The organism is Microvirga sp. BF8, from assembly GCF_059888585.1.
Map to the genome: position 1 here is coordinate 4,377,430 of NZ_CM187619.1, position 26,168 is coordinate 4,403,597.

At 67.2% G+C, this 26,168-nt stretch carries 28 protein-coding genes; 18 read left to right on the forward strand and 10 right to left on the reverse strand.

The features are described from left to right. Position 1 precedes the first annotated feature (1 nt). Together ccmD and AC522E_RS20635 are read left to right on the forward strand one after the other, a co-directional pair. Positions 2-160 carry a heme exporter protein CcmD gene (gene ccmD, locus AC522E_RS20630; protein WP_500748093.1) on the forward strand — a complete coding sequence of 53 codons (159 nt, stop codon included), beginning with the start codon at positions 2-4 and terminating at the stop codon, positions 158-160. Continuing rightward, the gene (locus AC522E_RS20635) at positions 153-731 is read left to right on the forward strand and encodes a DsbE family thiol:disulfide interchange protein (protein WP_500748094.1); all 579 of its coding nucleotides are present in this window, start codon (positions 153-155) and stop codon (positions 729-731) included. Before ccmD ends, AC522E_RS20635 begins: the two co-directional genes overlap by 8 nt. Here the strand turns inward: AC522E_RS20635 and AC522E_RS20640 are convergent. Continuing rightward, a complete protein-coding gene (locus AC522E_RS20640) occupies positions 697-1,185 on the reverse strand; it encodes a YaiI/YqxD family protein (protein WP_500748095.1) in 489 nt (162 codons plus the stop codon). The two genes, AC522E_RS20635 and AC522E_RS20640, sit on opposite strands and share 35 nt — an antisense overlap. Before the next feature lie 192 nt (positions 1,186-1,377). On the opposite strand from AC522E_RS20640, the gene AC522E_RS20645 reads away from it, so the two are divergent. Beyond that, entirely contained in the window at positions 1,378-2,715 is a 1,338-nt protein-coding gene (locus AC522E_RS20645) for an adenylate/guanylate cyclase domain-containing protein (protein ID WP_500748096.1), read from the forward strand. 134 nt (positions 2,716-2,849) lie between these two features. Here AC522E_RS20645 and AC522E_RS20650 read toward each other — a convergent pair whose 3' ends face one another. Both AC522E_RS20650 and ftsY read right to left on the reverse strand, forming a co-directional pair. Further along, positions 2,850-3,473 (reverse strand): septation protein A, encoded by a 624-nt coding sequence (locus AC522E_RS20650; protein ID WP_500748097.1) that lies wholly within the window; start codon positions 3,471-3,473, stop codon positions 2,850-2,852. Continuing rightward, positions 3,470-4,756 carry a signal recognition particle-docking protein FtsY gene (gene ftsY, locus AC522E_RS20655; protein WP_500748098.1) on the reverse strand — a complete coding sequence of 429 codons (1,287 nt, stop codon included), beginning with the start codon at positions 4,754-4,756 and terminating at the stop codon, positions 3,470-3,472. The genes AC522E_RS20650 and ftsY overlap by 4 nt, the downstream gene beginning before the upstream one ends. Before the next feature lie 54 nt (positions 4,757-4,810). Here ftsY and AC522E_RS20660 point away from each other — a divergent pair, with 54 nt between their 5' ends. After that, positions 4,811-5,524 (forward strand): RluA family pseudouridine synthase, encoded by a 714-nt coding sequence (locus AC522E_RS20660; protein WP_500748099.1) that lies wholly within the window; start codon positions 4,811-4,813, stop codon positions 5,522-5,524. A 61-nt stretch (positions 5,525-5,585) separates the two neighbouring features. Here AC522E_RS20660 and mtaB read toward each other — a convergent pair whose 3' ends face one another. Beyond that, positions 5,586-6,839: a tRNA (N(6)-L-threonylcarbamoyladenosine(37)-C(2))-methylthiotransferase MtaB gene (mtaB, locus tag AC522E_RS20665; RefSeq protein ID WP_500748100.1), complete on the reverse strand. Its 1,254-nt coding sequence runs from the start codon at positions 6,837-6,839 to the stop codon at positions 5,586-5,588. Continuing rightward, positions 6,839-7,723 (reverse strand): diaminopimelate epimerase, encoded by an 885-nt coding sequence (gene dapF, locus AC522E_RS20670; RefSeq protein WP_500748101.1) that lies wholly within the window; start codon positions 7,721-7,723, stop codon positions 6,839-6,841. Before dapF ends, mtaB begins: the two co-directional genes overlap by 1 nt. Positions 7,724-7,989: 266 nt before the next feature. Here dapF and AC522E_RS20675 point away from each other — a divergent pair, with 266 nt between their 5' ends. Next, positions 7,990-8,730 (forward strand): GyrI-like domain-containing protein, encoded by a 741-nt coding sequence (locus tag AC522E_RS20675; RefSeq protein ID WP_500748102.1) that lies wholly within the window; start codon positions 7,990-7,992, stop codon positions 8,728-8,730. 9 nt (positions 8,731-8,739) lie between these two features. Beyond that, complete coding sequence (locus AC522E_RS20680; protein WP_500748103.1) at positions 8,740-9,414, forward strand: HAD hydrolase-like protein; 675 nt, start codon at positions 8,740-8,742, stop codon at positions 9,412-9,414. On the opposite strand, the gene AC522E_RS20685 is transcribed toward AC522E_RS20680, so the two are convergent. From AC522E_RS20685 to AC522E_RS20695, 3 genes are all read right to left on the reverse strand, one after another. Then, positions 9,374-10,384: an MBL fold metallo-hydrolase gene (locus AC522E_RS20685; RefSeq protein WP_500748104.1), complete on the reverse strand. Its 1,011-nt coding sequence runs from the start codon at positions 10,382-10,384 to the stop codon at positions 9,374-9,376. The genes AC522E_RS20680 and AC522E_RS20685 overlap by 41 nt on opposite strands. Positions 10,385-10,517: 133 nt before the next feature. Next, on the reverse strand, positions 10,518-10,886 hold the full coding sequence (locus AC522E_RS20690) for a cell division protein ZapA (RefSeq protein ID WP_500748105.1): 369 nt from the start codon (positions 10,884-10,886) through the stop codon (positions 10,518-10,520). Between the two features lies 1 nt (position 10,887). Beyond that, positions 10,888-11,181 carry a DUF4164 domain-containing protein gene (locus AC522E_RS20695; RefSeq protein WP_500748106.1) on the reverse strand — a complete coding sequence of 98 codons (294 nt, stop codon included), beginning with the start codon at positions 11,179-11,181 and terminating at the stop codon, positions 10,888-10,890. A 334-nt stretch (positions 11,182-11,515) separates the two neighbouring features. Between AC522E_RS20695 and tkt the strand changes: the two genes are divergently transcribed. The 9 genes from tkt to AC522E_RS20740 all read left to right on the forward strand — a co-directional run bounded on the left by tkt (position 11,516) and on the right by AC522E_RS20740 (position 21,465). Next, a complete protein-coding gene (tkt, locus tag AC522E_RS20700; RefSeq protein WP_500750791.1) occupies positions 11,516-13,450 on the forward strand; it encodes a transketolase in 1,935 nt (644 codons plus the stop codon). 42 nt (positions 13,451-13,492) lie between these two features. Then, on the forward strand, positions 13,493-14,500 hold the full coding sequence (gene gap, locus AC522E_RS20705; RefSeq protein WP_500748107.1) for a type I glyceraldehyde-3-phosphate dehydrogenase: 1,008 nt from the start codon (positions 13,493-13,495) through the stop codon (positions 14,498-14,500). A gap of 11 nt (positions 14,501-14,511) precedes the next feature. Beyond that, positions 14,512-15,702, forward strand: a complete 1,191-nt coding sequence (locus tag AC522E_RS20710) for a phosphoglycerate kinase (protein WP_500748108.1) — start codon at positions 14,512-14,514, stop codon at positions 15,700-15,702. A 53-nt stretch (positions 15,703-15,755) separates the two neighbouring features. Then, on the forward strand, positions 15,756-16,844 hold the full coding sequence (gene fba, locus AC522E_RS20715; RefSeq protein ID WP_500748109.1) for a class II fructose-bisphosphate aldolase: 1,089 nt from the start codon (positions 15,756-15,758) through the stop codon (positions 16,842-16,844). 104 nt (positions 16,845-16,948) lie between these two features. After that, complete coding sequence (locus tag AC522E_RS20720; protein ID WP_500748110.1) at positions 16,949-17,599, forward strand: thiamine phosphate synthase; 651 nt, start codon at positions 16,949-16,951, stop codon at positions 17,597-17,599. Continuing rightward, complete coding sequence (locus AC522E_RS20725; protein WP_500748111.1) at positions 17,599-18,495, forward strand: tetratricopeptide repeat protein; 897 nt, start codon at positions 17,599-17,601, stop codon at positions 18,493-18,495. Before AC522E_RS20720 ends, AC522E_RS20725 begins: the two co-directional genes overlap by 1 nt. Before the next feature lie 78 nt (positions 18,496-18,573). Beyond that, complete coding sequence (locus AC522E_RS20730) at positions 18,574-19,368, forward strand: inositol monophosphatase family protein (RefSeq protein WP_500748112.1); 795 nt, start codon at positions 18,574-18,576, stop codon at positions 19,366-19,368. Between the two features lie 103 nt (positions 19,369-19,471). Further along, the gene (locus AC522E_RS20735; RefSeq protein WP_500748113.1) at positions 19,472-20,437 is read left to right on the forward strand and encodes a flagellar motor protein MotA; all 966 of its coding nucleotides are present in this window, start codon (positions 19,472-19,474) and stop codon (positions 20,435-20,437) included. Positions 20,438-20,451: 14 nt separating this feature from the next. Next, entirely contained in the window at positions 20,452-21,465 is a 1,014-nt protein-coding gene (locus AC522E_RS20740) for a peptidoglycan -binding protein (RefSeq protein ID WP_500750792.1), read from the forward strand. A gap of 13 nt (positions 21,466-21,478) precedes the next feature. On the opposite strand, the gene AC522E_RS20745 is transcribed toward AC522E_RS20740, so the two are convergent. Beyond that, positions 21,479-21,661 carry a DUF3606 domain-containing protein gene (locus AC522E_RS20745; RefSeq protein WP_500748114.1) on the reverse strand — a complete coding sequence of 61 codons (183 nt, stop codon included), beginning with the start codon at positions 21,659-21,661 and terminating at the stop codon, positions 21,479-21,481. 77 nt (positions 21,662-21,738) lie between these two features. Next, positions 21,739-23,538, reverse strand: a complete 1,800-nt coding sequence (locus tag AC522E_RS20750; RefSeq protein ID WP_500748115.1) for an ABC transporter transmembrane domain-containing protein — start codon at positions 23,536-23,538, stop codon at positions 21,739-21,741. A gap of 159 nt (positions 23,539-23,697) precedes the next feature. Here AC522E_RS20750 and rpmE point away from each other — a divergent pair, with 159 nt between their 5' ends. The 3 genes from rpmE (at position 23,698) to ffh (ending at position 26,126) form a co-directional block, all read left to right on the forward strand. Further along, positions 23,698-23,934, forward strand: coding sequence for a 50S ribosomal protein L31 (rpmE, locus tag AC522E_RS20755; protein ID WP_500748116.1), 237 nt, complete (start codon positions 23,698-23,700; stop codon positions 23,932-23,934). A gap of 405 nt (positions 23,935-24,339) precedes the next feature. Further along, on the forward strand, positions 24,340-24,555 hold the full coding sequence (locus AC522E_RS20760; RefSeq protein ID WP_500748117.1) for a glutathione S-transferase: 216 nt from the start codon (positions 24,340-24,342) through the stop codon (positions 24,553-24,555). Positions 24,556-24,557: 2 nt separating this feature from the next. Further along, complete coding sequence (ffh, locus tag AC522E_RS20765) at positions 24,558-26,126, forward strand: signal recognition particle protein (protein WP_500748118.1); 1,569 nt, start codon at positions 24,558-24,560, stop codon at positions 26,124-26,126. Positions 26,127-26,168 lie beyond the last annotated feature (42 nt).

Genomic DNA, 26,168 nt, shown 5'->3' on the forward strand with positions numbered 1-26,168 from the left:
CATGTCCTCCCACGCCCTCTTCATCGCGAGCGCTTACGCGATCACCGCCTTGGTCGTGGCGGCGCTGATCGTCCGCGCCTTCGTCGATTACCGCATTCAGCGGCGCGCGCTTGCCGATCTCGAGGCGCGGGGCATCGGCCGGAGGTCGCGCCGTGGCTGAGGAAGCGGCCGCCGCGCCGCGCAACCGCCTGCTCTATATTCTACCGGTCCTCGTCTTCGTGGCGCTTGCGGCGCTCTTCGTCTTCCGCCTTGGCGGCGGCGATCCTTCGAAGATTCCCTCCGCCCTCATCGGCAAGCCGGTTCCGACCTTCAAGCTCGAACCGCTCGAAGGGCTGATGGCCGCCGGCAAGCCGGTGCCCGGATTCTCCAGCGAGGATCTCAAGGGCCAGGTGACGGTGGTCAATGTCTGGGCGTCCTGGTGCGCTCCCTGCCGTCAGGAGCATCCGCTCCTCGTGGATCTCGCCAAGGATCCGTCGATCCGCGTGGTGGGGATCAATCAGAAGGACAATCCGGACAATGCCCGCCGCTTCCTCGGCACGCTGGGCAATCCCTTTTCCGCCGTGGGCGTCGATCCCAACGGCCGCGCCTCCATCGACTGGGGCGTCTACGGCGTGCCGGAAACCTTCGTCGTCGGCCCTGACGGCACCATCCGCTACAAGCAGATCGGCCCGCTGACGCCGGAGAATTTTTCCGCGTTCAAGGAGAAGCTGAGGCAAATCCCGCGCGCCTGAGCCGGACGATTGCCAGATCGAGCGCGGAGAGAAAAGCCGAGCGATCCTTTCCCGAGAACGGTTTCGGTCCGCCAGTCACGTCGCCCATGGCACGCAGGTCCTCCATCAGGTTGCGGGTGGCCAGCGCCATGCCGATGGAGGCTTCCGTGAAGGGTTTTCCCGTGGGGCCGATCACATCGGCGCCGGCTGTCACGCAGCGATGGGCGAGGGGAATGTCGGCGGTGACCACGACCACGCCGCGCCGGGCACGCTCGGCGATCCAGTCGTCGGCGGCGTCGAACCCGTTGGTCACGAGGACGCGCTCGATCAGGGGGCTTTGCGGAATCAGCATGAAGCTGTTCGCCACGACATAGACCTTGGTCCGGTGGCGCTCCGCGACCTTGTAGATCTCGGCTTTGACCGGACAGGCATCGGCATCCACATGGATTTCGATGGTCCCTGGCGTTGCGGTCATGAATTATTCCCTCATCAATCGCGAAGTCGGCGCTGTTGTGCCAAAATCGGGTGACAGGCGCTTGGTGTAGAGGGGTTCGCGCTTGTGCGGAATCTCAAACCGCTCTGAATCCTCGGCCTGCCGCATTTTCAGGCGGAGAACCGGTGTCCGGCGTCCCTGAATTTGCCAGAGTTCGAATGGAAGTCTGTGCCCATGAAAAGTCGCGTTTCGTCCGCCTGGACATCGCTCCGCACCCTGGGGTCGAAGCACGCCCTGAGTGATGCGACAGACCGGCTCATGCGCGAGGCCGACGTCGCGGCCCTGCGCCGGGCCGGTTTCGCGCGGGTGGTCGTGTCCGGCCTCCTGCTCATCGCCGTTCTCATCGCCACGGAGGACGTGCCCTCCGGCAGCCTGATGGCCATCCACCAGATCCACGCTGCCGAAATGACGCTGACCCTGCTCGGGGCCGTCGGGCTCGGCAGCGCCTGGCTCGCCTCGCGCCGCGTGGCCATCACGTGGCTTCCCGGCATCACCGCCGCGCTGGATGCCCTCCTCGTCTTCGTCAATCTCGGCTACAGCCACTGGGTTCTCGGCGTTCCGGGAAGTTTCTTCTTCGCGTTTCCGGGGGTCTGGGTCATCCCGATCACCATGGCCGCCAGCGCCATCCATTACAGTCCGCGCCTCCTGGCCTTCGTCGCCGCCCTTTATGTGGGCGGCCTCGGAGCGCTGGCCTTCGCCGGCGCTTCACTGAGCTTCGAGGAGCGCCAGCGTGCGCTCAGCGAATTTGCCGGCCAGTTCGGCTGGGAGGCCAACACGGTGCGCATCGCCATGGTGCTCTCGGCGGCGCTCATCCTGATCCTCGTGGCGCGGCAGGGCCAGCTGCTGCTCGAGCGGGCGGTGCGGGAGACGACCCTGCGGCTCAACCTGACGCGGTATCTTCCCCGCGAACTGGCGCCGATCCTTTCGGAGCGCGCCTTCGCATCCTTGAGGGCAGGGCGGCGCATTCCGGTCACCCTTCTCTTCGTGGACATGCGCGACTCCTCCGCCTACGGCGAAACCATGGACCCGGCGCGGCTCGCCGTCTTCATCTCTTCGTTTCGCCGCCGCGTCATGCGCGCCGCGGCGAAGCATGGCGGCGTCATCGACAAGTTCACCGGCGACGGAGCATTGGTCCTGTTCGGGGTGCCGACCGGTTCCGGCTCGGATGCCGCCCGCGCCATCGCCTGCGGACGCACCCTGATCGAGCTGATCGCGCGCTGGAACGCCAAGCGCGGCTTCGCGCCGCCGGTGCGCGTCGGCATCGGCATCCATACCGGAGAAGTGTTCTGCGGTGTCGTCGGTGACGAGGACCGGCTCGAATTCACCGTGCTCGGCGAGGCCGTCAACACCGCGGCGCGCATCGAGCAGGCGACGAAGGCAGTGGATTGCCCGTTCCTCGTCTCGACCGAATGCATCACGGCCGCGGGCGAGAAGGACGGCTGGATCGCCATCGAGCATCCGCCCCTGCCCGGCGTGACGCGGCCGATCCAGTTGATGAAGCCGGTGTCGTAGCGCCATGGCCAGCGTACCCGGCTGCCCGCGCCCGTGTCTTTTCCGAGGCGGCCCCCGCTCTTGCAGAACGGATCCTCGCCGTCATCCCGGGCTCTCGCGCCACTCGCCCCGGAATGACGGCCGGGGGCCGCAGCTCAGGCCTCGTCCGCCTTCTTGCTGGAATCGTAGCGCAGGAGCAGCGGCGTCTGGGCGAGGGCGAAGACGATGGTGAGCGGCATGATGCCGAAGACCTTGAACCCGACCCAGAAATCGGTCGTCTGCGTCCGCCAGACGATTTCGTTGAGGATGGCGAGGGCGAAGAAGAACAAGGCCCAGCGGAAGGTCAGCTTGCGCCAGCCCTCCTCCGTCAGCTCGAACATGCTGTCGAGCACGAACTCGAGCAGCGGCTTGCGGAAATAGAGACCGCCGAGCAGGACAAGCCCGAACATGGCGTTCACGATGGTCGGCTTCAGCTTGATGAACATGTCGTTCTGCAGAAACAGCGTCAGCCCGCCGAAGACCACCACCACCACGCCGGAAACGAGGGGCATGATCGGCAGCTTGCGGATCAACGCGTAGCTGATGCTCAGCGCCACCAGTGTCGCGACGATGAACAGGGCGGTCGCGACATAGATGCGCTGCTCCTGCGCGAAGCCGAAACGGTCCGCATAGGCGTTCGCGAAGAAGAACAGGGCCAGCGGGCCGAGTTCCAGCACGAGCTTGACGAGGGGCGGGAGACGCTTCGCGTCCGACTTGGTTTCGAGGATGCCGTCGGTCATGCCGCTTCTTCCAATCCGGCGATGGCGCGGGCGAAATCCCGGGCCTCGAAGGGCTCCAGATCGTCGACGCCTTCGCCCACGCCGATGAAATGAACGGGCAGGCCGAACCTGGCGGCGAGCGCCACCAGGATGCCGCCCCGGGCGGTGCCGTCGAGCTTGGTCATCACGAGGCCGGTGACGCCGGCGGCCTTCTGGAACAGTTCGACCTGGCTCGCGGCATTCTGGCCGACGGTGGCGTCGAGCACCAGGAGAGTCGCATGCGGGGCGGTCTCATCGAATTTCTTCATGACGCGGACGATCTTTTCGAGCTCCGCCATGAGCCCTGCCTTGTTCTGCAGCCGCCCGGCGGTGTCGACGAGAAGCACGTCCATTCCGGCGGCCTTCGCTTCCTGCAAGGCGTCGAAGGCGAGCCCCGCCGCATCGGACCCTTGGGCGCGGGCGATTACCGGCACGCCGACCCGCTCGCCCCACACCTTCAGCTGCTCGATGGCGGCGGCGCGGAAGGTATCGCCCGCGGCGAGCATGACCTTGAGCCCCTGGGCCCGGAATTTCTGGGACAGCTTGCCGATCGTGGTGGTCTTGCCCGCCCCGTTGACGCCGACCATGAGGATCACGAAGGGTTTCCTGTCGCGAGCGATCGCCAGGGGCCGGGCGACAGGCATCAGCGTCTTTTCCACCTCGCCGGCGAGGATCGTCTTCACCTCCTGCGGGGAAATTTCCTTGTCGTAACGTCCTGCCGAGATCGCCTCGGTGATGCGCAGCGCCGTCTCGACGCCGAGATCGGCCTGGACGAGGGCATCCTCCAGCTCCTCCAGCGTGCCGGCGTCGAGCTTGCGCTTGGTGAACAGGCCGGTGACGCTCTCCGACAGGGAGGACGACGTGCGCCGCATCCCCTGCGTCAGGCGCTGCCACCAGCCCAGTTTTTCGGACGGAGGCGGGGCGGGGACGATCTGCGCCGGTTCCGGCTCGGGGGCGGGCTGCTCGGCCACAAGCTGGGGATGGATCTCCTTCAGGCCGGTCTCGGGCTCCGCGCCTTCGACGGGCTGAAGGTCGGCGCCGGTCAGCTCGGCCGCCACCTTGTCCTCCGCGGGCGTGTCGGGAGACGCGGCCGTGACGGTCGGGGGCGCCGGGATGAGGTCGTCGGCCGCCGTCGCGGGCGGAGAGGGCATCGCCTCGGGCTCGCCCCCCACCTGGGGCTCCGGCGCCGCCTGCGGGACCGTCTCGGCCTTGCGCCCGAACAGACGGGACAGGAATCCGGGCTTGTCGGGCTTCGGTTCGGCCATGGGTCTCTCGTTCGCCTCTTGCTTTAACGCCTTCGCCTCGATAGCCGAGGCATCATGAATGCGGAAGAGATAGTGTCGAAGATCCTGTATCGCGATGCCCTGATGCTCGTGATCGACAAGCCGGCCGGGCTGCCCGTGCATCCGGGCCCCAAGGGCGGCGAGACCCTGTTCCAGCATCTCGACGCCCTCCGCTTCGGTTTGCCGCGCCGCCCGGAGGTGGCGCACCGCCTCGACAAGGACACGTCGGGCTGTCTCGTCCTCGGCCGCCACCCGAAGGCGATTGCCCGCCTGAACGAGCTCTTTCGGAAGGGCGAGGTGGACAAGGTCTACTGGGCCGTGGTCGAGGGCGGCCCCGAAGGTGAGGAGGGCAAGGTCGACCTTCCGCTCGCGCCGAAATCGCCGGATCGCGGCTGGTGGATGAAGGCGGATCCGAAGGGGCAGCCTTCATTGACCAAGTGGCGGGTGCTGGGGCGGTCTGCGGGACTGACCCTGCTCGAACTGCGCCCCATCACCGGCCGCACCCACCAATTGCGGGTTCATTGCGCGGCGTCGGGCTTTCCGATCCTGGGCGATCCGATCTACGGCACGGCCCCGCGCTTCGGTGGTCCTGGCCTGCATCTGCATGCCAGACGCATCACGGTGCCGCTCTATCCGAAGAAGCCGCCGATCACGGTGGAGGCGCCGGTGCCGGCGCATATGCGCGAGCAAGTCGGATCATGTGGTGTCATCCCGGACGGCGGAGCCGATCCAGGACTGTCGGCAGGATAAGGCATTCCTGAGTGGCTTGTGCGTCCGGGTCCCGCTTCGCGGTCCCGGAATGACGGCGCGGTCACGCCGCCAGCAGATCCTTCCCGTCATGGCCGGCGATGGTGACCGGCAGGATCTCGCCGGGCGCGACGGGCTTGGCGAAGCGTACCACGGTGAAGCCCTCGGTGCGGCCGAGCTGGCCGGTCTCCACGAGGACGCTGCGCCGGGCTCCGACCTCTTCGGCCAGATGCTTCAGCAACGCTGCCTCGCCCATCTCGCGCAGGCGCCTCGCGCGGTCCTTCACCACGTCGCGGGCCACCTGCGGCATGCGCGCGGCGGGGGTGCCGGGACGGGGGGAGAAGGGGAAGACGTGGAGATGGGTCAGGCCGCATTCCTCGACGATGTCGAGGGAGCGGGCGAACATCTCCTCGGTCTCGGTCGGGAAGCCTGCGATGATGTCGGCGCCGAACACCATGTCCGGGCGAAGCCGCTTCACCTGCTCGCAGAAGGCGATGGCATCGACGCGCAGGTGGCGGCGCTTCATGCGCTTGAGGACCAGGTCGTCGCCGGCCTGCAGCGAGAGGTGCAGGTGCGGCATCAGGCGGCTCTCGTGCGCGATGGCGTCGAGCAGATCGTCGTCCGCCTCCACCGAGTCGATGGAGGAGATGCGCAGCCGTTCGAGCTCGGGGATGTGCCGCAGCAGGTTCTTCACGAGCGCGCCGAGCTTCGGCTCGCCCGGCAGGTCCTTGCCGTAGCTGGTGATGTCGACGCCGGTCAGCACCACCTCGCGGGAGCCGTGCTCCACGAGGGTGCGGACCTGATCGACCACCGCGCCCATGGGCACGGAGCGGGAATTGCCGCGGCCGTAGGGGATGATGCAGAACGTGCAGCGGTGGTCGCAGCCATTCTGCACCTGCACGAAGGCGCGGGTGCGGCCGCGCATGCCGTCGATGAGGTGCACGGCGGTTTCCTTCACCGCCATGATGTCGTTGACGAGAACTTTTTCACTCAGACCGACGCCGAAATCGCGCATCGAGCTCCAGGTGTCGGCTTTCATCTTCTCATGGTTGCCGACAACCTTCGCCACCTCCGGCATGGTTGCGAAGGTCTCCGGTTCGACCTGCGCCGCGCATCCGGTGACGACGATCCGCGCGCCCGGCTTCTCACGCGCGATCCGGCGGATCGACTGGCGCGCCTGGCGCGTCGCCTCCGCCGTGACGGCGCAGGTGTTGACGATCACCACTTCGCCGAGGCCCGCATCCTCGGCGTGGCGCTGCATGGCCTCCGACTCGTAGGTGTTGAGGCGGCAGCCGAAGGTGACGACGTCGACGCCCATCAGGCGGCCCCCGCGAACAGGGCCGGGGAGAAGACGCCCTCGTGCTCGAGTTCGGTCGGCCCGGTCATGAGCACGTGGTCGTCGGCCTCGCGCCATTCGATCTGGAGATCGCCGCCGGGCAGGGAAACCGTTGCCTTGCGCCCGGTCAGTCCCTTGCGCGCCGCGGCGACGAGGGTGGCGCAGGCGGCGGAGCCGCAGGCGCGGGTGATCCCCACCCCGCGCTCCCAGACGTGCAGGACGATGCGGTCCGGTCCGACGACCTGGGCCAGTGAGATGTTCGCCCGCTCCGGGAAGACCGGGTCGTGCTCGAATTTCGGTCCGATCCTGGCCAGGTCGTAGGCAGCCGCATCGGCGACCCAGAAGATGGCATGCGGGTTGCCCATGCTCACCGCCGAGGGACCGACGAGGTCCGGCGCCTCGGGCAAACGGGTCTTCAGGTCGATGGTCCGGGTATCCGCGAAGGGAATGCTCAGGGGAATGTCCTGCCAGCCGAAGCGGGGAGGGCCCATATCGACCGTGAACACGCGCTCCGAGACGCGCTCCGTCGGCAGGCGGCCCGCCTGCGTTTCCAGGACGAGGTGGCTGCCCTGGGGGCGGCTCATGACCGGATCGGCCGTCATGGCCCAGGCGACGCAGCGGGTGCCGTTGCCGCAGGCTCCGGATTCCGAGCCGTCGGAGTTGTAGATGCGCAGATAGGCATCCGTGCCAGGGCTGGCGGGATCGTGCAGCACCATCAGCTGGTCGAACCGCGAGCTCGGATCTGCGGCAATCGCGCGCGCCTCCGCGGCGCTGACGCGCAGGGGCGTGCCGCGCAGATCGAGCACGGTGATCTCGTTGCCGAGACCGTTCATCTTGAGGAAGCGGTGGTTTGCGAGGGCGCTCATGGCGGCTATATGGCCCAATTTCAGGAAAATCGCGAGAGGGAACGACGTTTGCGGCATGGGCGGGCGGATGACGACATGTCTTTCCCTCGTCCGGTCAGCCCGAAGGGCCTGACCCAGCGGCATGGCCTCGCCGCTCTCCCGAAAGGCCTCTATGGTGCGCCGAGACGTCCCTTCCTGATTCGGTGACACCCCCGATGCGGCTCCGTTTGTCTCTCATTTGTCTCCTGGCCTCGCTTTGCGCCGGGCCTGTCCTCGCGCAGGCGCCGATGCCCGCAGCAAATCCGCCGGCACCGTCGGGCGATGCCGGCCTGCCACCGCCGCCCGCGCCGGCGCCGGTGACGCTTCCGTCTGCGGACAAGGCGACTCCGACCGCGCAGGCGGAGAGCCCGGCCCCGGCGGCGCCCGCGCAACCGGCGCCACCCATGCCAGGGGCTCCGGCCACGGCGCAGCCCGTCCCGGCAAACCCTGCAAGCCCGGCACAGGCGCCCTCCGCTTCCGCGACCTCGCGACCGGCCCTGATCCCGACCCAGGGCGACCCGACGGGGGTCGAGGAGGTGGTCCTGCCCGGCAAGCCGGCTGCCATCGTGACCGGCATGAGCAACTGGGAGGATGCCTTCGCAAACCTCAAGGGCGTGTTCCGCAGGATCGAGGATTCCCTGACCCGTGCCGGCATCGCACCCGCCGGAAAGCCGCTCACGGTCTTCGTCCAGACCGACGACAAGGGCTTCCGCTACGAGGCGATGATCCCGATTTCCCAGGCGCCGGAGGGCAAGACCGAGCTCACGCCCGAGATCAAGTTCGGCAAGACCCCGGAGGGAAAGGCCATGCGCTTCGTACACAAGGACGCCTATGACGAGATCGATGGCACCTACGAAACCATCACCGCCTATCTCGACGCCAAGGACATCGTGGCAAAGGACGCCTTCATCGAGGAATACGTGTCGGAGATGACCGAGCCCTCGGACACCAATCTCGAAATCAACATCTACGTGCAGCCGAAGGAATAACGGCCCTCCATGATTGCCCTCTTCGACCTCGACGGGACTCTGACGGACCCGAAAGCCGGCATCACCCGCTCCATTCAATATGCCCTGGAACGGCTGGGCCGCCCGGTTCTCGACGCGGACGCGCTGACCTGGATGATCGGCCCGCCGCTGGTGACGGGCTTCACGAAGCTTCTCGGCGGAGCAGCGGACGTGCCCGAGGCCATCCGCCTCTACCGCGAGCGCTACAGCGATGTCGGCCTCTTCGAGAACGAAGTCTATGCCGGCATCCCGGCCGCGCTCGAGAACCTTCAGGAGGAGGGGGCGCTCCTCTACGTCGCGACGTCGAAGCCTCATGTCTATGCGCGGCGGATCGTCGAGCATTTCGGCCTGGCGTCGTACTTCCGCGAGATCTACGGCTCCGAGCTCGACAACCGCAACGCCGACAAGCGCGATCTGCTCCGCCATGTGCTCGGCATCGAGCGCTTTGACCCCGCGGCCGCCGTCATGATCGGCGATCGGGAGCATGACGCCATCGGCGCCCGGGCGAACGGCCTTGCCGCCATCGGTGTCACCTGGGGCTACGGATCCCGCCAGGAACTCCTGGAGGCAGGGGTCGCCTGTCTGGTCGACCGGCCGGCTGCCTTGGAGGTGCCCGTTCGGAACCTCACGTCGGCGCCCATGTCTCTCCGGGCCGCAGGGGCCTGAACCGCTCTGCCGGAACGGAGGCCTCTGCCAGGGCCGAGGCAAGGGCCCTTGGGGGCTCGTCCACGCCCTCGTTCGTCAGCCGGAAGGTGCCCCAATGGTGGCCGAGGGCCTGTTCGGCTCCGAGAAGCAGGAAGGCCTGAACCGCATCCCCGGGATTCATGTGCTGCGGCTTCATGAACCAGCGCGGCTCATAGGCGCCGATGGGCAGGTGTGCGAGACGCGGCGGTCCGAAACGCGCGCGCACGTCGCGAAAGATCTGACCGTCGCCGAAACCGGTATCGCCCACATGGTAGATAGTGCCCGATGGCGTGGTGAGCACATAGGCGCACCACAGGGCCATGCGCCGGTCCTTCATGCCCCGTGCCGACCAATGGTAGGCGGGGGTCAGATGGGCGGATACTCCCTGTCCGAGATCGAACGACCCGCCCCAGTCGCCCGTCTCGACGACGATCTCGGGATGCCGCGCGCGAATGATGGCATCGTTGCCGAGCGGCGCCAGGACCCGCGGCCGGTGATCGCGCCAGATCCGCGCGACGGCTGAAAGGTCGAGATGGTCGTAGTGGTTGTGGGTGATGAGCACGGCGTCGATGGGCGGCAGGTCCGCGAAAGCGATTCCGGGCGGATTGACCCGCTTCGGGCCGGCGAAGGGCACCGGGCTCGCCCGCTCGGCGAAGACCGGATCCGCGAGGACATTGAGTCCCGCCACCTGGATCAGGAACGATGCGTGGCCGATGAGCGTGACCCGCATATCCGCGACCCGGTCCGGCGGCCGGTCCTGAAACGGGCTTGGATTGCGCTTCGGCCAGGCCGTTCCTCCGCCCTCGCGCCGCCAGCGCAGCAGATCCTTCAACGTCTTGTCCGGCGGCTGCACCGGCGAGAAGAAGCGAAGGCCGTCGAAATGATCGCTGACGGGGCCCGAATAGTAGCGATTCTGGCGGGGTGAGGCTTGGGGAGGCTTGCGCAATGTCATCAGCGGTCAGGGGTGAGACGTGGCCTTAAGCGTGGGGACGCGATGGGGTCCCTGCAAGGGGAACGCTCACCATCGTCGTTCCGAAACCGGTCCCGCGGGCCGGGCTCGCCCGCCGCGCCCGGACTGCAGGACGCTACCCCTGCACCGGCGCGTTGAGGCTGCGGGCCAGGCGCTCGATGCGCTCGGCGGCTTTATGGACGCCTTCCGCAAGCCTCGCCTCGATGGCCTGGCTGCGCTCGTCGCCCTGGGAGGCGAAGCGCCGGAGCTCCGCCAGCTCGGCTTCCATGGCAGCGAGACGCTTCCTGGTTTCATGCATCTCGTCCGCGAGCGTAATGGCTGCCATGACGTGGAGGCGCATGTCGCCGATCTCGCCGAAGGACCGCCGCATCTCCTCGATCTTGGCATCGAGATCGGCGGCGAGGGATTCGAGATGCTGCTCCTCGCCGTCGCCGCAGGCGATGCGATAGGTCTTGCCGGCGATGGTCACCGTGACCTGGGCCATCTCACCCCTCCTCCGGCTCGAGCTGTCCCGCCTGGGTCAGGACGGACTGGATCGCCCCGATGGCCTGACGGACCCGGCGGCTCACATCGTCGGTTGCCGCCTCGAAGCGCTGAAGGCGGGTCACGGCGCCATCGAGTTCGACCGCGAGCCGGGCCCGGTCGTCCTGCATGAGCTGGAGTTCGGTTTCGAGGTCGCCGCGGCGCTTTTCCGCGTCCAGGCGGCGCGAAACCGAGGCCTCGAGGAGCCCCAGGGCTCCCTCGAGCCGTTTCAGCGCATCGTCCAGAATGGGGGTCATCGTGCCTCCGGGAATCGCTCACGACACTAGCGCATCGCGCGGAAAAGTGGACCTCCGTTTTCCGCAACCAACGATGCGCCACCCGAAGCGGGAGCATCGGATCGATCCCGAAAGGGGAGTCCCCCTTGGGCGCGGAGCTCCCGGGCCGCCGGGAATTTCAGGTGCTTGAGCTTTGACTCGCCCCTGCCCCGTGTTAAGGAGCCCACGCTCTTTTCGATAGGCCTGCCCCCTTTCCGGGCCGCCATCAGGATTTGTGGATCAAGCCGTGCCCCATACCGTTTCCGCCGATCGTGTCACCCACTCCGATCTGGCGAACGCCGTCCGCGTTCTCGCCATGGACGCCGTGGAGAAAGCCAAGTCCGGGCATCCGGGTCTGCCCATGGGCGCCGCCGACATGGCGACGGTCCTGTTCACCAAGTTCCTGAAATACGACGCCACCGACCCGACCTGGCCCGACCGGGACCGCTTCGTGCTCTCCGCCGGCCACGGCTCGATGCTGCTCTATTCCCTGCTGCACCTGACCGGCGTGAAGGGCATGACGATCGACGAGCTGAAGCGCTTCCGCCAGCTCGATTCGAAGACCCCGGGCCATCCGGAGAACTTCATGACCCCCGGCGTCGAGACGACGACCGGCCCTCTCGGCCAGGGAATCGCCACCGCGGTGGGCATGGCGCTCGCCGAGCGCATGCTCAATGCCGAATACGGCGACGATCTCGTCGATCACCGGACCTATGTGCTGGCTTCCGACGGCGACCTGATGGAAGGCATCAGCCAGGAGGCGATCGCGCTCGCCGGCCACCTGAGGCTGAACCGGCTCATCGTCCTTTTCGACGACAACGGCATCTCCATCGACGGTCCGCTGTCGCTGTCCGATTCCGTCGATCAGGTGAAGCGTTTCGAAGCATGCGGCTGGCGCGCCGTGCGTGTCGACGGCCATGACGAGAAGGCCATCGCCCGGGCCCTGTCGCGGGCCCAGAAATCGGACCGCCCGACCCTGATCGCCTGCCGGACCACCATCGGCTTCGGCGCGCCCAAGAAGGCCGGCACGTCCAAGGCCCATGGCGAGCCCCTCGGCGCCGAGGAACTGGCCGGCGCCAAGGCGGCGCTGGGCTGGACCTCCGCTCCGTTCGAGATTCCCGACGGCATCCGCGAGGCCTGGGCCAAGGCCGGCAAGAAGGGCCGCCGCCCGCGCAAGGCCTGGGCCGAGCGCCTCAAGGCGCTGCCGGCGGAGAAGCGCGCCGAGTTCGAACGCCGCGTGAAGGGCGTGCGCCCGCAGGGGCTCTCGGATGCGGTCGCCAGGCTGAAGGACCGGCTCATCGCCGAGCCGCAGGCCGTCGCGACCCGCAAGGCCAGCGAGATCGCGCTCGAGGTCATCACCGAAGCCGTGCCGGAACTGGTGCTGGGCTCGGCCGACCTGACGCCCTCCAACAACACCAAGACCAAGAACCTCACCGATATCGCGCCGGGTCAGTTCGCCGGTCGCTACATCCATTACGGCATCCGCGAGCACGGGATGGCGGCGGCGATGAACGGCATCGCGCTTCATGGCGGCTTCGTTCCGGCGGGCGCGACCTTCCTGGTCTTCACCGATTACGCCCGCCCGGCCATGCGCATCGCGGCGCTCGCCGGCATTCCGGCCGTCTATGTGATGACGCACGATTCCATCGGCCTGGGCGAGGACGGACCCACTCACCAGCCGGTCGAGCATCTCGCCGCCCTGCGCTGCATGCCGAAGATGCGGGTGTTCCGCCCCGCGGACGCCATCGAGACCGCGGAATGCTGGCAGCTCGCCCTGGAGCGCACGGACGGCCCGTCCGTGCTGGCCCTCACCCGCCAGAACCTGCCGCAGGTCCGCAAGGATTCCGGCCGCGAGAACCTTTCCGCGACGGGTGCCTACGAGCTGTCACCGGCACAGGGCAAGGCCCGCGCCACGATCTTCGCCACCGGCAGCGAGGTCGAGATCGCCCTCGACGCCCAGAAGATTCTCGCCGAACAAAGCTTCGCCGTACGCGTTGTCTCGGTGCCGTCGCTCGACCTGTTCCTGTCTCAGCCCGAGAAGGTCCGCGCCCGCGTCATCGGCGATGCGCCGGTGAAGGTGGCGGTCGAGGCGGCGGTGCGCTTCGGCTGGGATGCGGTGATCGGGCCGGACGGGATCTTCGTCGGCATGCACAGTTTCGGCGCCAGCGCGCCATACAAGGATCTCTACAAACACTTCGGCATCACCGCCGAGGCAGTTGCGGAGCATATCCTCAGGACCCACAATCTCTGAGGTTCAGGCGTTTCAAGCCCATCGCATAAGGGAGCTAAGGCTATGACGGTCAAGGTCGCGATCAACGGGTTCGGTCGCATCGGGCGCAACATTCTCCGCGCGATCGTGGAGAGCGGCCGCAAGGACATTCAGGTGGTCGCCATCAACGATCTCGGCCCGGTCGAGACGAACGCCCACCTGCTTCGCTTCGACTCCGTCCATGGCCGCTTCCCGGCCGAGGTGAAGGTCGAGGGCGAGTTCCTCGTCGTGAACGGCCAGAAGATCAAGGTCACCGCGATCAAGGACCCGGCGACGCTGCCGCACAAGGAGCTCGGCGTCGACATCGCCCTCGAGTGCACCGGCATCTTCACCTCGAAGGAGAAGGCCTCGGCGCACCTGCAGGCCGGCGCGAAGCGCGTCATCGTCTCGGCCCCGGCGGACGGCGCCGACCTTACGGTGGTGTACGGCGTCAACCACGACAAGCTGACGAAGGACCATGTCGTCATCTCGAACGCCTCCTGCACCACGAACTGCCTGGCCCCGGTCGCGAAGGTGCTCAACGACACCGTCGGCATCGAAAAGGGGTTCATGACGACGATCCACTCCTACACCAACGACCAGCCGACCCTCGACCAGATGCACAAGGACCTCTACCGCGCCCGCGCGGCGGCCCTGAACATGATCCCGACCTCGACCGGCGCCGCCAAGGCCGTCGGCCTCGTCCTGCCGGAACTCAACGGCAAGCTCGATGGTTCGTCGATCCGCGTGCCGACTCCGAACGTCTCCGTGGTCGACTTCAAGTTCGTCGCCAAGAAGACGACGACCAAGGACGAGGTCAACGACGCGATCAAGCGCGCGGCGGAGCAGGAGCTGAAGGGCATTCTCGGCTACACGACCCAGCCCAACGTCTCGACGGACTTCAACCACGATCCGCACTCCTCCGTGTTCCACCTCGACCAGACCAAGGTGATGGAAGGCAACTTCGTGCGCGTCCTGTCGTGGTACGACAACGAGTGGGGCTTCTCGAACCGCATGGCGGACACCGCCGTCGCCCTGGCGAAGCTCATCTGACGGAGGCTCGCATGACCGCCTTCCGCACGCTCGACCAGGCTGACGTCAAGGGGAAGCGCGTTCTCGTCCGGGTGGATCTCAACGTCCCGATGGAGAACGGCAGGGTCACGGACGCGACGCGTATCGAGCGCGTCCTTCCCACCATCCAGGAGATCGCCGACAAGGGCGGGAAGGTGATCCTCCTCGCCCATTTCGGACGCCCGAAGGGCCGCGATCCCAAGGACTCCCTGAAGCCGGTTGCGGAGGCGGTCGCGAAGAGCCTCGGAAAACCCGTCGCCTTCGCCGATGACTGCATCGGCGAAGCGGCGGCCAAAGCCGTTGCCGCCCTCAAGGACGGCGACGTCCTCCTCCTCGAGAACACCCGTTTCCATGCGGGCGAGGAGAAGAACGACAAGGCCTTCGTCGCGGAACTCGCAAAGCTCGGCGACATCTATGTCAACGATGCCTTCTCGGCGGCGCACCGGGCCCATGCCTCGACGGAGGGCCTCGCCCATGCACTCCCCGCCTATGCAGGCCGCACGATGCAGGCGGAGCTCGACGCGCTGACCAGGGGCCTCGAGGCCCCCAAGCGCCCGCTGGTCGCCATCGTCGGCGGCGCGAAGGTCTCGACCAAGATCGACCTGCTCGAAAACCTGGTCCAGAAAGTCGATGCCCTCGTCATCGGCGGCGGCATGGCGAACACTTTCCTGCATGCCACCGGCCTCAATGTCGGCAAGTCGCTGGCGGAGAAGGATCTCGCCGACACGGCGATGCGCATCATCGAAAAGGCCCGCGACTCCAACTGCGCCATCATCCTTCCCGTGGACGGGGTCTGCGCCTACGAGTTCAAAGCCGGCGCCCACCACCACACCTATGGCATCGACGCGATCCCCGAGGATCAGATGATCCTGGACGTGGGCTCGCAATCGGTCGAGCGCGTCAACGCGGCGATCAACGATGCGGCCACCCTCGTCTGGAACGGCCCGCTGGGCGCCTTCGAGATCACCCCCTTCGACCAGGGCACCGTCGCTGCGGCCCGCCACGCGGCAGAGCGCACGAAGGCCGGGAAGCTGGTCTCGGTGGCCGGCGGCGGCGATACGGTCGCGGCGCTGAACCACGCTGGCGTTGCCGAAAGCTTCACCTATGTATCCACGGCAGGCGGCGCCTTCCTCGAATGGCTGGAAGGAAAGCCGCTGCCCGGCGTTGAGGCTTTGAGAGCTTAAGCCACCGTTCAGCTTCGGCGCGCTTGATAGGCGCGCCCAATCAGGAGGAAGAGATGGCGCGCATTACCTTGAGGCAGCTTCTGGACCACGCCGCCGAGCACGATTACGGCGTGCCTGCCTTCAACATCAACAACATGGAGCAGGCGCTTGCCATCATGGCCGCGGCCAGCGAGGTCGATGCGCCGGTGATCATCCAGGCCAGCCGCGGCGCGCGCTCCTATGCCAACGACGTCATGCTCAAGCACATGATGGACGCGGTGACCGAGATCTATCCGCAGATCCCGGTCTGCGTGCATCTCGATCATGGCAACGAGCCTGCCACCTGCATGACGGCGATCCAGGCCGGCTTCACCTCGGTGATGATGGACGGCTCCCTCAAGGCCGACGGCAAGACCCCGGGCGACTGGGACTACAATGTCGGCGTCACCCGGAAGGTGGTCGAGATGGCCCATCTCGGCGGCATCTCGGTGGAGGGCGAGCTCGGCGTGCTCGGCTCCCTCGAGACCGGCATGGGCGACAAGGAGGACGGCCACGGCGCCGAGGGCAAGCTGTCCCACGACCAGCTCCTCACCAACCCGGACGAGGCCGTGAAGTTCGTGGCCGAAACCAAGGTCGACGCGCTGGCCATCGCCATGGGCACCTCCCACGGCGCCTACAAGTTCACCCGCAAGCCCGACGGCGCGATCCTCGCCATGAATGTCATCGAGGAGATTCACAAGAAGCTCCCCAACATGCATCTCGTGATGCACGGCTCTTCGTCGGTGCCGCAGGACCTCCAGGACATCATCAACACCTTCGGCGGCCAGATGAAGCCGACCTGGGGCGTGCCGGTCGAGGAGATTCAGCGCGGCATCAAGCACGGCGTCCGCAAGATCAACATCGACACCGACAACCGCATGGCGATGACGGGCCAGATCCGCAAGGTCCTGACCGAGAATCCGGGAGAGTTCGACCCGCGCAAGTACCTGAAGCCCGCCATGGAGGCGATGACCAAGCTCTGCAAACAGCGCCTCCAGGACTTCAACACCGCGGGCCAGGCTTCCAAGATCAAGCGGATCTTCACCCTCGCGGAAATGGCCAAACGCTATGCCGCGGGCGAGCTCGACCCCAAATTCGGCGCGAGCCGGCAGGCGGCCGAGTAGCCCATCAGGCTTTCGCCTCAATCCCATCCCAGAAACGGGGCCTCGCAAGACGGCCCCGTTTTCGTTATGGCGTAGCTGTCCGAAATTTCTTGAACCCGTGGATCATGGCCGAGTCGTCAGCCCGTCTTTATCTCGTCACGCCCGTCCTGGAGGACGCCTCCTTCGCGCCGCCCCTCGTCGAGGCCTGTGCCGGCGGCCATGTGGCCGCCGTGCTTCTGCGCCTCGCCGCTGCCGATGAACGGACGCTTATCAATCAGGTCAAGGCGCTGAGTCCCGCCATCCAGGAGACCGGGACGGCCGTGATCGTCACGGCTCCGGGCGAGGTCGACCTTGCCACTGTCGCGGCGCGAGGCGGGGCCGACGGGGTCCACGTCACGGCCAACGCGTCCGGGATCCGGGACCTGCGCGAGCGCCTCAAGGCGGAGCGCGCCCTCGGCGTCGGCGGCATCCGCACCAAGGACGATGCCATGACCATGGGCGAGGCCGGCGTGGACTACCTGATGTTCGGCGAGCCCCGGCCCGATGGATCCCTCCCGGCGCTGGACAGCGTGTCGGAAAGGGCGTCCTGGTGGGCGGAAATCTTCGAGACTCCCTGCGTCGCCTACGCCCCGAACCTCGAAGCCGTGAAAACCCTCGCGGCGACAGGAGCCGAGTTCATCGCCCTCGGCGACGCCGTCTGGTCCTCACCCGAGGGCCCCGCCAGCGCCGTGGCGGCGGCGGCGAAGCTGATCGGCGAGCAGGAGGCCCTTCCCTGATGCGCGTCGTATCGCTTCTCGCAGCCGCTCTGCTCGGCGCATTCGTGACGGCAGCCCAGGCCGAGCCCGATCTCGCCTATGGTGCCTATCAGCGCGGCCAATACCTCGCCGCCTTCCGCGAGGCGACCCTGCGGCTTGAGAAGAACAAGGACGATGCCCCGGCGATGACCCTGCTGGGCGAGCTCTACAACCAGGGGCTCGGTGTGCCCATGAGCCCCGAGAAGGCGGCCGACTGGTATCGCCTCGCCGCTGCGCGCGGAGATGCCCATGCTCTCGCCTCCCTCGGCCTGATGGCCCTCGACGGGCGCGGCATGAAGAAGGATCAGGCGCAGGCGAAGGCCTGGCTGGAACAGGCGGCCGCCAAGAACGAGCCGACCGCCTGCTACAACCTCGCGCTGATGCTCCTGACGAGCAGCAGCGACGATGACCTGCGCCGCGCCGCAACCCTGCTGCGCCAAGCCGCCGGGGCCGAGATCCCGGATGCCCAGCATGCGCTCGGCGTCCTCTATCTCCAGGGCCGCGGCGTCGAGCGCGACCTTGCCCAGGCGGCGCATTATTTCGAGCGCGCCGCCAGGAACGGCAGCTCCGTCGGCGAGGTGGAATACGCGATTCTGCTCTTCAACGGCGAAGGCATCGCCAAGAACGAGGCCAAGGCTGCCCGCTATTTCCGCAGCGCCGCGGCCAAGGGCAACGCCATCGCCCAGAACCGGCTGGCACGCATGCTGGCGGCGGGCCGGGGCGTCGCCCCCAACAAGGTCGACGCCGCCGCCTGGCATCTCCTCGCCTCGGCGCAGGGACTCAGCGATGCATGGCTCGACGATGTCCTGAAGGACATGTCGCCCGACGAGAAGACCCGCGCCGAAAAGGTCGCCGCCGAGCGCCTCGGGATGCGGTGACCCGCAACGCTTGACGTCCGCCCCCTGCCGTGGTCCATCCGGACCACATCCCTCCCGCCGTTTCAGGACTGTCCGACCATGATCCGCTCGCCCCTCATGACCGTCATGACCGATGCCGTAATGAAGGCATCGCGCTCTCTCAAGCGCGACTACGGCGAGGTCGAGAATCTGCAGGTGTCGCGGAAGGGTCCGGGCGATTTCGTCTCCGCGGCCGACCGCAAGGCCGAGAAGATCCTGCGCGAGTCCCTGGAGAAGGCGCGGCCCGATTATGGCTTCGTGATGGAGGAAGGCGGCGTCGTCGAAGGCAGGGATCCCACCCACCGATGGCACATCGATCCCCTCGACGGCACGACCAACTTCCTCCATGGCCTGCCGCATTTCGCCATTTCCGTCGGCCTGGAACGGGAGGGACAGGTGGTCGCCGGCGTGGTCTACGATCCGGTGAAGGACGAACTGTTCATCGCCGAGCGGGGCAAGGGCGCCTTCCTCAACAACCGCCGCATCCGCGTGGCGGCCCGCACCGAGATGGCCGACGCGGTCATCGCCTGCGGCCTGCCGCATATCGGAAAGGGCGACCATGCCCTGTTCCTGCGCGAATCCGCCCTCGTCATGGGGTATGCCGGGGGCATGCGTCGCTGGGGCGCAGCAGCCCTCGACCTCGCCTATGTGGCCTGCGGCCGCCTCGACGCCTATTGGGAGCGCGGTCTCAATTCGTGGGATGTATCCGCGGGCATCCTGCTGGTCCGCGAGGCCGGCGGCTTCACGTCCGACGCGGACGGGGGGAGCAATCCGCTCGTGGCGGGAAGCGTGGCCTGTGGCAACGAAATCCTGCACCGCGAGCTGGTGAAGCTCTTGAAGAAGGCAAAAGGCTGATATTTCTGTTTGTGGGACCCGGTGATCGAGCGGCGACGCTTGATCCCGATACCCCGTCCGGTCACATTGGAACGGTCGAGGGGCATCAGCGAGCAGGATCCAGATGGAAGACCAGACCCTTACCCCACCGCGGATCTATCTCATCCGCATGGCGGTTTTCCTGATTCTGGCGGGGTTTGTCGCCTTCATCCTCTACAAGCAAGTCTGGAATGCCTTTCTCGCCAATCCCGGCCTCAACAGCCTCATCATCGGCGTGATGTTCATCGGCATCGTCCTGGCCATCCGCCAGGTCTGGCGGCTTTTTCCGGAGGTGCGCTGGGTCAACACCCTGCGGCAGACCGAGGAAGGGCTGATCCAGCCCTCGTCTCCGGTCCTTCTCGCCCCCCTCGCCGCCTTCATCGGCAACCGGTCGTCGCAATCCTACCTGTCCGTCGCCGCGACCCGCTCGCTGCTCGATTCGATCGGCGCGCGCCTGGACGAGAGCCGTGAGATCCTGCGCTATCTGGCGGGCCTCCTGGTCTTCCTCGGCCTGCTCGGCACCTTCTGGGGCCTGATCGATACGGTTGGCTCGGTCGGCCGGATCATTTCTTCCCTCCGGACGGGCCAGGACACGGCGGTCCTCTTCGACGAGCTGAAAAATTCCCTCGCCGGTCCGCTGCAGGGCATGGGCCTGTCGTTCTCGGCCTCGCTCTTCGGCCTCGCCGGGTCCCTCGTCCTGGGGTTTCTCGACCTCCAGGCCGGTCAGGCGCAGAACCGCTTCTACACCGAGCTCGAGGACTGGCTCGCCACGTCCACCACGGACACGGCCACCCCCGACCTGTCCCTGCGCGCCGGCGCACCGGCCGACATCACTCTCGCCCTCAACCGCCTCACCGCGGCCGTCAACGACGGAGCCGGGGGCCGTGCTTCGACCCAGGCCATGGCCAATCTGGCCGAGGGCGTCCAGGGTCTCGTGCAGCATATGCGCGCCGAGCAGCAGATGATCCGCGACTGGGTGGAGGCCCAGGCGGCCCGTGAGAAGGAGCTCAAGCAGGTGCTTGATCGCATCGTCCGCGAAAGACTGCCCTGATGCCGACCTCCAGCATGGGAGGGCGTCGGCGTGGACGCCAGGGGCAGCTCAACTACTGGCCCGGCTTCGTCGACGCGCTTTCGACCCTGTTGCTGTCCATCGTCTTCCTGATCTCGGTCTTCATGGTCGGGCAGTTCTTTCTGTCGAGGGAATTGTCGAGCCGCGACACTGTCCTCGACCGCCTGAACCGCCAGATCGCCGAGCTGACCGACCTCCTTGCCCTCGAGAAATCGAGCCGTCGTACCACGGAGGAGAACCTCAACGCGTTGCAGAGCACGCTCCAGGCCGCCGAGATGGACCGGGCGCGTCTTCAGAGCCTGATCGACAGCGGCGGCGACGCGCAGGCGCGGGCGAGCGAGCTGAATTCAGCCCTCGACGCGGAACGCCAGGCGACAGGCCGTGCCCTCAGCCAGGTCGAAATCCTCAACCAGCAGATTGCGGCCATGCGCCGCCAGCTCGCGGCGCTGGAGGAGGCGCTCGCCGCCTCGGAGAGTCGCGACAAGGAAAGCCAGGCCCGGATCGCCGATCTCGGCAGCCGCCTCAACGTGGCGCTGGCGCAGCGGGTCCAGGAACTGGCTCGCTATCGCTCCGACTTCTTCGGCCGGCTGCGCCAGATCCTCGGCAACCGTCCGGACGTGCGCATTGTCGGCGACCGCTTCGTCTTCCAGTCCGAAGTGCTTTTCCCCGCGGGCCAGGCCACCTTGAAGCCCGAGGCTTCGGACGAGATCGACCGCATCGCCAGCGCCCTCGTCGAACTGCAGAAGCAGATTCCGCCGGACATTCCCTGGGTGGTCCGGGTCGACGGCCACACGGATTCCCGCCCGATCGCGACGTCGCAGTTTCCGTCGAACTGGGCCCTGTCGGCCGCCCGCGCCATCGCCGTGGTTCAGGCCCTCGCATCGCGCGGCGTCCAGCCCCAGCATCTGCTCGCGGCCGGGTTCGGCGAGTTCCAGCCCATCGACCTGGGCACGACGGAGGAGGCCTATGCCCGGAACCGGCGCATCGAGCTGAAGCTGACGGAGCGCTGACCGTCGCCTCGTCTTACCGTGTCTTGCCGAGCGCCTTGGCCACATCGGCCACCTGGACGCCGACGCGCCTGACCGTATCCATGAGCTGCTGGCGGGACACGTTCCACTTGCCCGTCCAGTAGCGGACCTCCCAGTCCTCGTGGATGTTGATCCGGGAGGCATCCTGCGGATGCCGTTTGCTCATGTCGTCCGTCATTTCCAGTCTCCCTGAAGCATGGCCGGGTACCTCCCGGCCTCTCTTCAACTTCCGGAAACTCCTACGGTTCGATCCGCCTATTCCGCCGCCTGGGCACGGCCGCCCTCGTCCGTGAACTGGAGATGGGCGAGACGGGCGTAGAGGCCGCTGGCGGCGAGAAGGCTGTCATGGGTGCCCTCCTCCACGATCCGGCCGCCGTCCATGACCAGGATCCGGTCGGCAGAGCGCACGGTGGCGAGACGATGGGCGATCACGAGGGTCGTCCGCCCCTGCATCAGCCGGTCGAGAGCCGCCTGGACCTTCTTCTCGCTTTCCGCATCCAGCGCCGAGGTCGCCTCGTCGAGAAGAAGGATCGGCACGTCCTTCAGGATGGCGCGGGCGATGGCGAGGCGCTGGCGCTGCCCTCCCGAGAGGGTGACGCCCCGTTCCCCGATCTGCGTCGCGTAGCCCTGCGGCAGGGCACGGATGAACCCGTCGGCCGAGGCGAGCTCGGCCGCGTGGCGGACCTCCGCCTCCGTGGCCTCGGGGCGCCCGTAGCGGATGTTGTCGAGGACGCTCGCCGCGAACACCGTCGGCTCCTGCGGCACGAGCGCCATCCGGCGACGCAGAGCGAGTGGATCGGCCTCCCTCACCGGTACCTCGTCCACGAGGATGGCGCCCTGCTGCGGATCGTAGAACCGCAGGAGAAGCTGGAGGACCGTGCTTTTGCCGGCGCCCGAAGGACCGACGATGGCGACCCGCTCGCCCGCCGCCACCCGGAAGCTCAGGCCGTGAAGGGCCCGCTGTCCGGACCGGGTCGGGTAGGAGAAGTGCACGTTCTCGAAGGCCATCGTTCCGAGGGGCGGCTCCGGAAGCGCCCTGGGATGGGCCGGGGCCTCGATGGCGGGCTCTGCCGCCAGGATCTCGCCCAGGCGCTCGGCCGCGCCCGCCGCCTGCGCAAGCTCGCCATAGACCTCGGAAAGCTGGCCGAGCGAGCTCGCGGCGAACACCGCGTAGAGCACGAACTGGGAAAGCTGGCCGGCGCTCATGGTGCCGGCGATCACGTCCTGTGCGCCATACCAGAGGACGCCAACGACGCTGGCGGAGACGAGGAAAAGTCCAATTCCGGTCAGGAAGGCCCGCATGGTCGTGGACAGGCGGGCCGCATCGAACGCCTCCTCCGCGGCCTCCGCGAAGTGTCGTGCCGTGGAAGTCTCCATGCCGAACGCCTGCATGGTCCGCACGGCCCCGACGGCCTCCGCGGCGTAGGCCGAGGCGTCGGCGAGCCGGTCCTGCGCCGCCCGGGAGCGGCGGCGAACGGCCCGGCCGGAGATGACCAGGGGCAGGACGATCACGGGAATTGCGAGAAGAACCAACGCGGAGAGCTTGGGACTCGTCACGATCATCAGGGCCGCGGCCCCGAAGAAGAGAAAGAGGTTGCGCAGGGCAATGGAGATGCTGGCGCCGAAGGCCGCCTTGACCTGGGTGGTATCGGCGGTGAGTCGGGAGACGATCTCGCCGCTCTTGGTCTGGTCGAAGAAAGCCGGATCAAGGGCGGTAAGGTGCCGGAAGACGGCGGAGCGCAGATCCGCCACCACGCGCTCGCCGAGGGTGATGACGAAATAATAGCGGGAGGCGCTGGCGAGAGCGAGGATGCCGACGACGAGGAGCAGGACGCCGAAATAGGCGTCGATGAGGCCTCGGCCCTGATCGGTGAAGCCGAGGTCGATCACCCGCCGGACCGCGATCGGCATGGCCAGGGTCGTGGCGGAGGCGACCATGAGCGCGGCAAGCGCTGCCAGGATCCGGCCCTTGTAGGCGAGCGCGTAGGGGACGAGCGGCCTGAGAGCGCTCAGGGCGGCTTTGGGACGTTGCGAACCGTCTGGGTCAGAGGCCATATCAGATATCGTTTCCGGGACGTCGGGCGCTCAAGGGGCTGGGTTCCTTGTCCCGGCTTGTTTCAGGGTTCCAAGTAAGGTATAGGCCCGCAACCTTTCAAGACAGGCTCGATTACAGGCTGCGGGCACCAGGCTGGCGGACCGCAAGAGGATATGGCAATGGCGCGCAAAGAAACCGATCACCCCGATTACCACTTCATCAAGGTCGTGATGACCAACGGGTCCGAGTTCACCACCCGGTCTACCTACGGCAAAGAGGGCGATACGCTCAACCTCGATATCGACCCGAACACCCATCCGGCCTGGACCGGCGGCCAGCAGCAGCTGCTCGACCGCGGCGGCCGTCTGTCGCGCTTCAACTCGAAGTTCGGCAATATTTCGTTCGGCAAGAAGTAAGCCGTTTTACGCATTCTGGGTCTTATGGCCCCGACGGCACAAGCCCCGCTTCGGCGGGGCTTTTCGTTTTGACCAGACAGGATGCCGCACCCCCGGTGCTCCCGAAAATGCCCTGCGGGCCGGGTCCGGGCGACGGTCGGGATCCGGGGACTGCGCCTGTGAGGGCGAGGATCATGCCGGCCACCGTGGGGGGCACCGTCCGGAATCGCCGGGTGGGCAGGCCGTGCCCTCCCGGGATGCCACCTTTCCTTGACTTTGCCGTGTTTCTCTCTTACGTGCTGCCCTCAAATCTGTAGAGCGAGCCCATGAGCCGCCGCCCAGCCCGAGAGGCTGGAGGTCAACGCCCGACAGCGCGATGCGCCCTCGGGCGCGTTCTCATTTGGGCTTTGGCCGAGAGGGATACGGATGTCGGACGACGCATTGCGCATCGAGGATGCGGTCAACGAGACCTGCCCGTGGTCGGGAAAGCCGATCGCGGCGGACTCGCTCACCCTTTATCGCGGTGCGGTCGTCGGCTTCTGCAACCCAGGCTGCCGCGACAAGTTCGAGGCCGCCGTCGAGCACTTTGAAAAGGCCCTCGCCGCACGCGATGTTCCTCTCATCGCAAAAGGATTGGATTGATCATGTTCGAAGGCCTCTCCGACAAGCTTTCCACGATCCTCAATTCGCTGACGCGCCGCGGCGCGCTGACGGAAGAGGACGTGAACGCGGCCCTGCGCGAGGTGCGCCGCGCCCTGCTCGAGGCCGACGTGGCGCTCGAAGTCGTGCGCTCCTTTACCGACAAGGTGCGGGCCCGTGCCGTCGGCGCCGAGGTCATCAAGTCGGTCTCGCCGGGCCAGCAGGTGGTCAAGATCGTCCATGACCAGCTCGTGGAGATGCTGGGCGCCCAGGCCGAGATCATCGACCTCAATGCGGCGCCGCCGGTCGGCATCCTCATGGTCGGTCTCCAGGGCTCGGGCAAGACCACCACCACCGCCAAGGTTGCCAAGCGCCTGACCGACCGCGACAAGCGGCGCGTCCTCATGGCGTCCCTCGACACCCGCCGCCCGGCGGCCATGGAGCAGCTCGCCGTCCTGGGCAAGCAGGTCGGCGTCGACACCCTGCCCATCGTGGCCGGCCAGTCGGCGGTGCAGATCGCCCGCCGCGCCATGGAGGCGGCGCGCCTCGGCGGCTACGACGTGGTGATGCTCGACACCGCCGGCCGCGTCACCGTCGACGAGGGCCTGATGATGGAGGCCGCCGACGTGAAGGCGGCCACGGGCCCGCACGAGGTGCTCCTCGTCGCGGACGCGCTCACCGGCCAGGACGCGGTCAACACCGCCCGCGCCTTCGACCAGCGTCTCGGTGTCACCGGCATCGTGCTGACCCGAATGGACGGCGATGCCCGTGGCGGCGCGGCGCTCTCCATGCGCGCCGTGACGGGCAAGCCGATCAAGCTCGTCGGCACCGGCGAGAAGGTGGACGCGCTGGAGGAGTTTCATCCCTCCCGCGTCGCCAACCGCATCCTCGGCATGGGCGACATCGTCTCCCTCGTCGAGAAGGCGGCGGAGAACATCGACCAGGAGAAGGCGATGGCCCTGGCGCAGAAGATGCGCAAGGGCAAGTTCGACCTGGAGGATCTGCGCGACCAGCTGGCCCAGATGGAGAAGATCGGCGGCATCGGCGGCATGCTCGGCATGATGCCTGGCATCGCCAAGATGAAGGCGCAGCTCGAGAGCGCCAATCTCGACGACAAGGTCATCAAGCGCCAGCGCGCGATCATCGACTCGATGACCCCGGCCGAGCGCCGCAATCCCGACATCCTCAAGGCCTCGCGCAAGAAGCGCATCGCGGCGGGCTCGGGCATGAAGGTCGAGGACATCAACAAGCTCTTGAAGATGCACCGCCAGATGGCCGACGTCATGAAGATGATGGGCGGCGGCAAGGGCAAGGGCATGGCCGGCGCGCTGGGCAAGATGTTCGGCCTCGGGGGCGGCGGCATGGGTGGAATGGGCGGCATGCCCCAGCCCACGCCTGAGCAGATCGAGGCGCTGCAGAAGCAGATGGGCGGCAAGCTGCCCGAGTTTCCGGGCGGCGCCGGCGGACTTCCGCCAATGCCGAAGGGCATGCCGGGCCTCCCCGGTCTCGGCGGGCCGAAGATTCCCGGATTGCCGGGCATCGGCGGCTCTCCGTTCGGAGGCAAGAAGAAGTGAGTTTCTGATATTCGCCGTCATCCCGGGGCCGCGCCAGCGGAG

Excerpts from the sequence above, each read along its gene's own strand:
- AC522E_RS20725 (WP_500748111.1), top strand. The coding sequence starts at position 17,599 with ATGCGCGTCGTATCGCTTCTCGCAGCCGCTCTGCTCGGCGCATTCGTG.
- AC522E_RS20680 (WP_500748103.1), top strand. The coding sequence starts at position 8,740 with ATGATTGCCCTCTTCGACCTCGACGGGACTCTGACGGACCCGAAAGCC.
- fba (WP_500748109.1), top strand. The coding sequence starts at position 15,756 with ATGGCGCGCATTACCTTGAGGCAGCTTCTGGACCACGCCGCCGAGCAC.
- AC522E_RS20710 (WP_500748108.1), top strand. The coding sequence starts at position 14,512 with ATGACCGCCTTCCGCACGCTCGACCAGGCTGACGTCAAGGGGAAGCGC.
- AC522E_RS20720 (WP_500748110.1), top strand. The coding sequence starts at position 16,949 with ATGGCCGAGTCGTCAGCCCGTCTTTATCTCGTCACGCCCGTCCTGGAG.
- AC522E_RS20645 (WP_500748096.1), top strand. The coding sequence starts at position 1,378 with ATGAAAAGTCGCGTTTCGTCCGCCTGGACATCGCTCCGCACCCTGGGG.
- AC522E_RS20650 (WP_500748097.1), bottom strand. The coding sequence starts at position 3,473 with ATGACCGACGGCATCCTCGAAACCAAGTCGGACGCGAAGCGTCTCCCG.
- AC522E_RS20675 (WP_500748102.1), top strand. The coding sequence starts at position 7,990 with ATGCCCGCAGCAAATCCGCCGGCACCGTCGGGCGATGCCGGCCTGCCA.
- gap (WP_500748107.1), top strand. The coding sequence starts at position 13,493 with ATGACGGTCAAGGTCGCGATCAACGGGTTCGGTCGCATCGGGCGCAAC.
- ccmD (WP_500748093.1), top strand. The coding sequence starts at position 2 with ATGTCCTCCCACGCCCTCTTCATCGCGAGCGCTTACGCGATCACCGCC.
- ftsY (WP_500748098.1), bottom strand. The coding sequence starts at position 4,756 with ATGGCCGAACCGAAGCCCGACAAGCCCGGATTCCTGTCCCGTCTGTTC.
- AC522E_RS20730 (WP_500748112.1), top strand. The coding sequence starts at position 18,574 with ATGATCCGCTCGCCCCTCATGACCGTCATGACCGATGCCGTAATGAAG.
- tkt (WP_500750791.1), top strand. The coding sequence starts at position 11,516 with ATGGACGCCGTGGAGAAAGCCAAGTCCGGGCATCCGGGTCTGCCCATG.
- mtaB (WP_500748100.1), bottom strand. The coding sequence starts at position 6,839 with ATGGGCGTCGACGTCGTCACCTTCGGCTGCCGCCTCAACACCTACGAG.
- AC522E_RS20750 (WP_500748115.1), bottom strand. The coding sequence starts at position 23,538 with ATGGCCTCTGACCCAGACGGTTCGCAACGTCCCAAAGCCGCCCTGAGC.
- dapF (WP_500748101.1), bottom strand. The coding sequence starts at position 7,723 with ATGAGCGCCCTCGCAAACCACCGCTTCCTCAAGATGAACGGTCTCGGC.
- AC522E_RS20685 (WP_500748104.1), bottom strand. The coding sequence starts at position 10,384 with ATGACATTGCGCAAGCCTCCCCAAGCCTCACCCCGCCAGAATCGCTAC.
- AC522E_RS20760 (WP_500748117.1), top strand. The coding sequence starts at position 24,340 with ATGTCGGACGACGCATTGCGCATCGAGGATGCGGTCAACGAGACCTGC.
- ffh (WP_500748118.1), top strand. The coding sequence starts at position 24,558 with ATGTTCGAAGGCCTCTCCGACAAGCTTTCCACGATCCTCAATTCGCTG.
- AC522E_RS20735 (WP_500748113.1), top strand. The coding sequence starts at position 19,472 with ATGGAAGACCAGACCCTTACCCCACCGCGGATCTATCTCATCCGCATG.
- AC522E_RS20690 (WP_500748105.1), bottom strand. The coding sequence starts at position 10,886 with ATGGCCCAGGTCACGGTGACCATCGCCGGCAAGACCTATCGCATCGCC.
- AC522E_RS20660 (WP_500748099.1), top strand. The coding sequence starts at position 4,811 with ATGAATGCGGAAGAGATAGTGTCGAAGATCCTGTATCGCGATGCCCTG.
- rpmE (WP_500748116.1), top strand. The coding sequence starts at position 23,698 with ATGGCGCGCAAAGAAACCGATCACCCCGATTACCACTTCATCAAGGTC.
- AC522E_RS20640 (WP_500748095.1), bottom strand. The coding sequence starts at position 1,185 with ATGACCGCAACGCCAGGGACCATCGAAATCCATGTGGATGCCGATGCC.
- AC522E_RS20740 (WP_500750792.1), top strand. The coding sequence starts at position 20,452 with ATGGGAGGGCGTCGGCGTGGACGCCAGGGGCAGCTCAACTACTGGCCC.
- AC522E_RS20695 (WP_500748106.1), bottom strand. The coding sequence starts at position 11,181 with ATGACCCCCATTCTGGACGATGCGCTGAAACGGCTCGAGGGAGCCCTG.
- AC522E_RS20745 (WP_500748114.1), bottom strand. The coding sequence starts at position 21,661 with ATGACGGACGACATGAGCAAACGGCATCCGCAGGATGCCTCCCGGATC.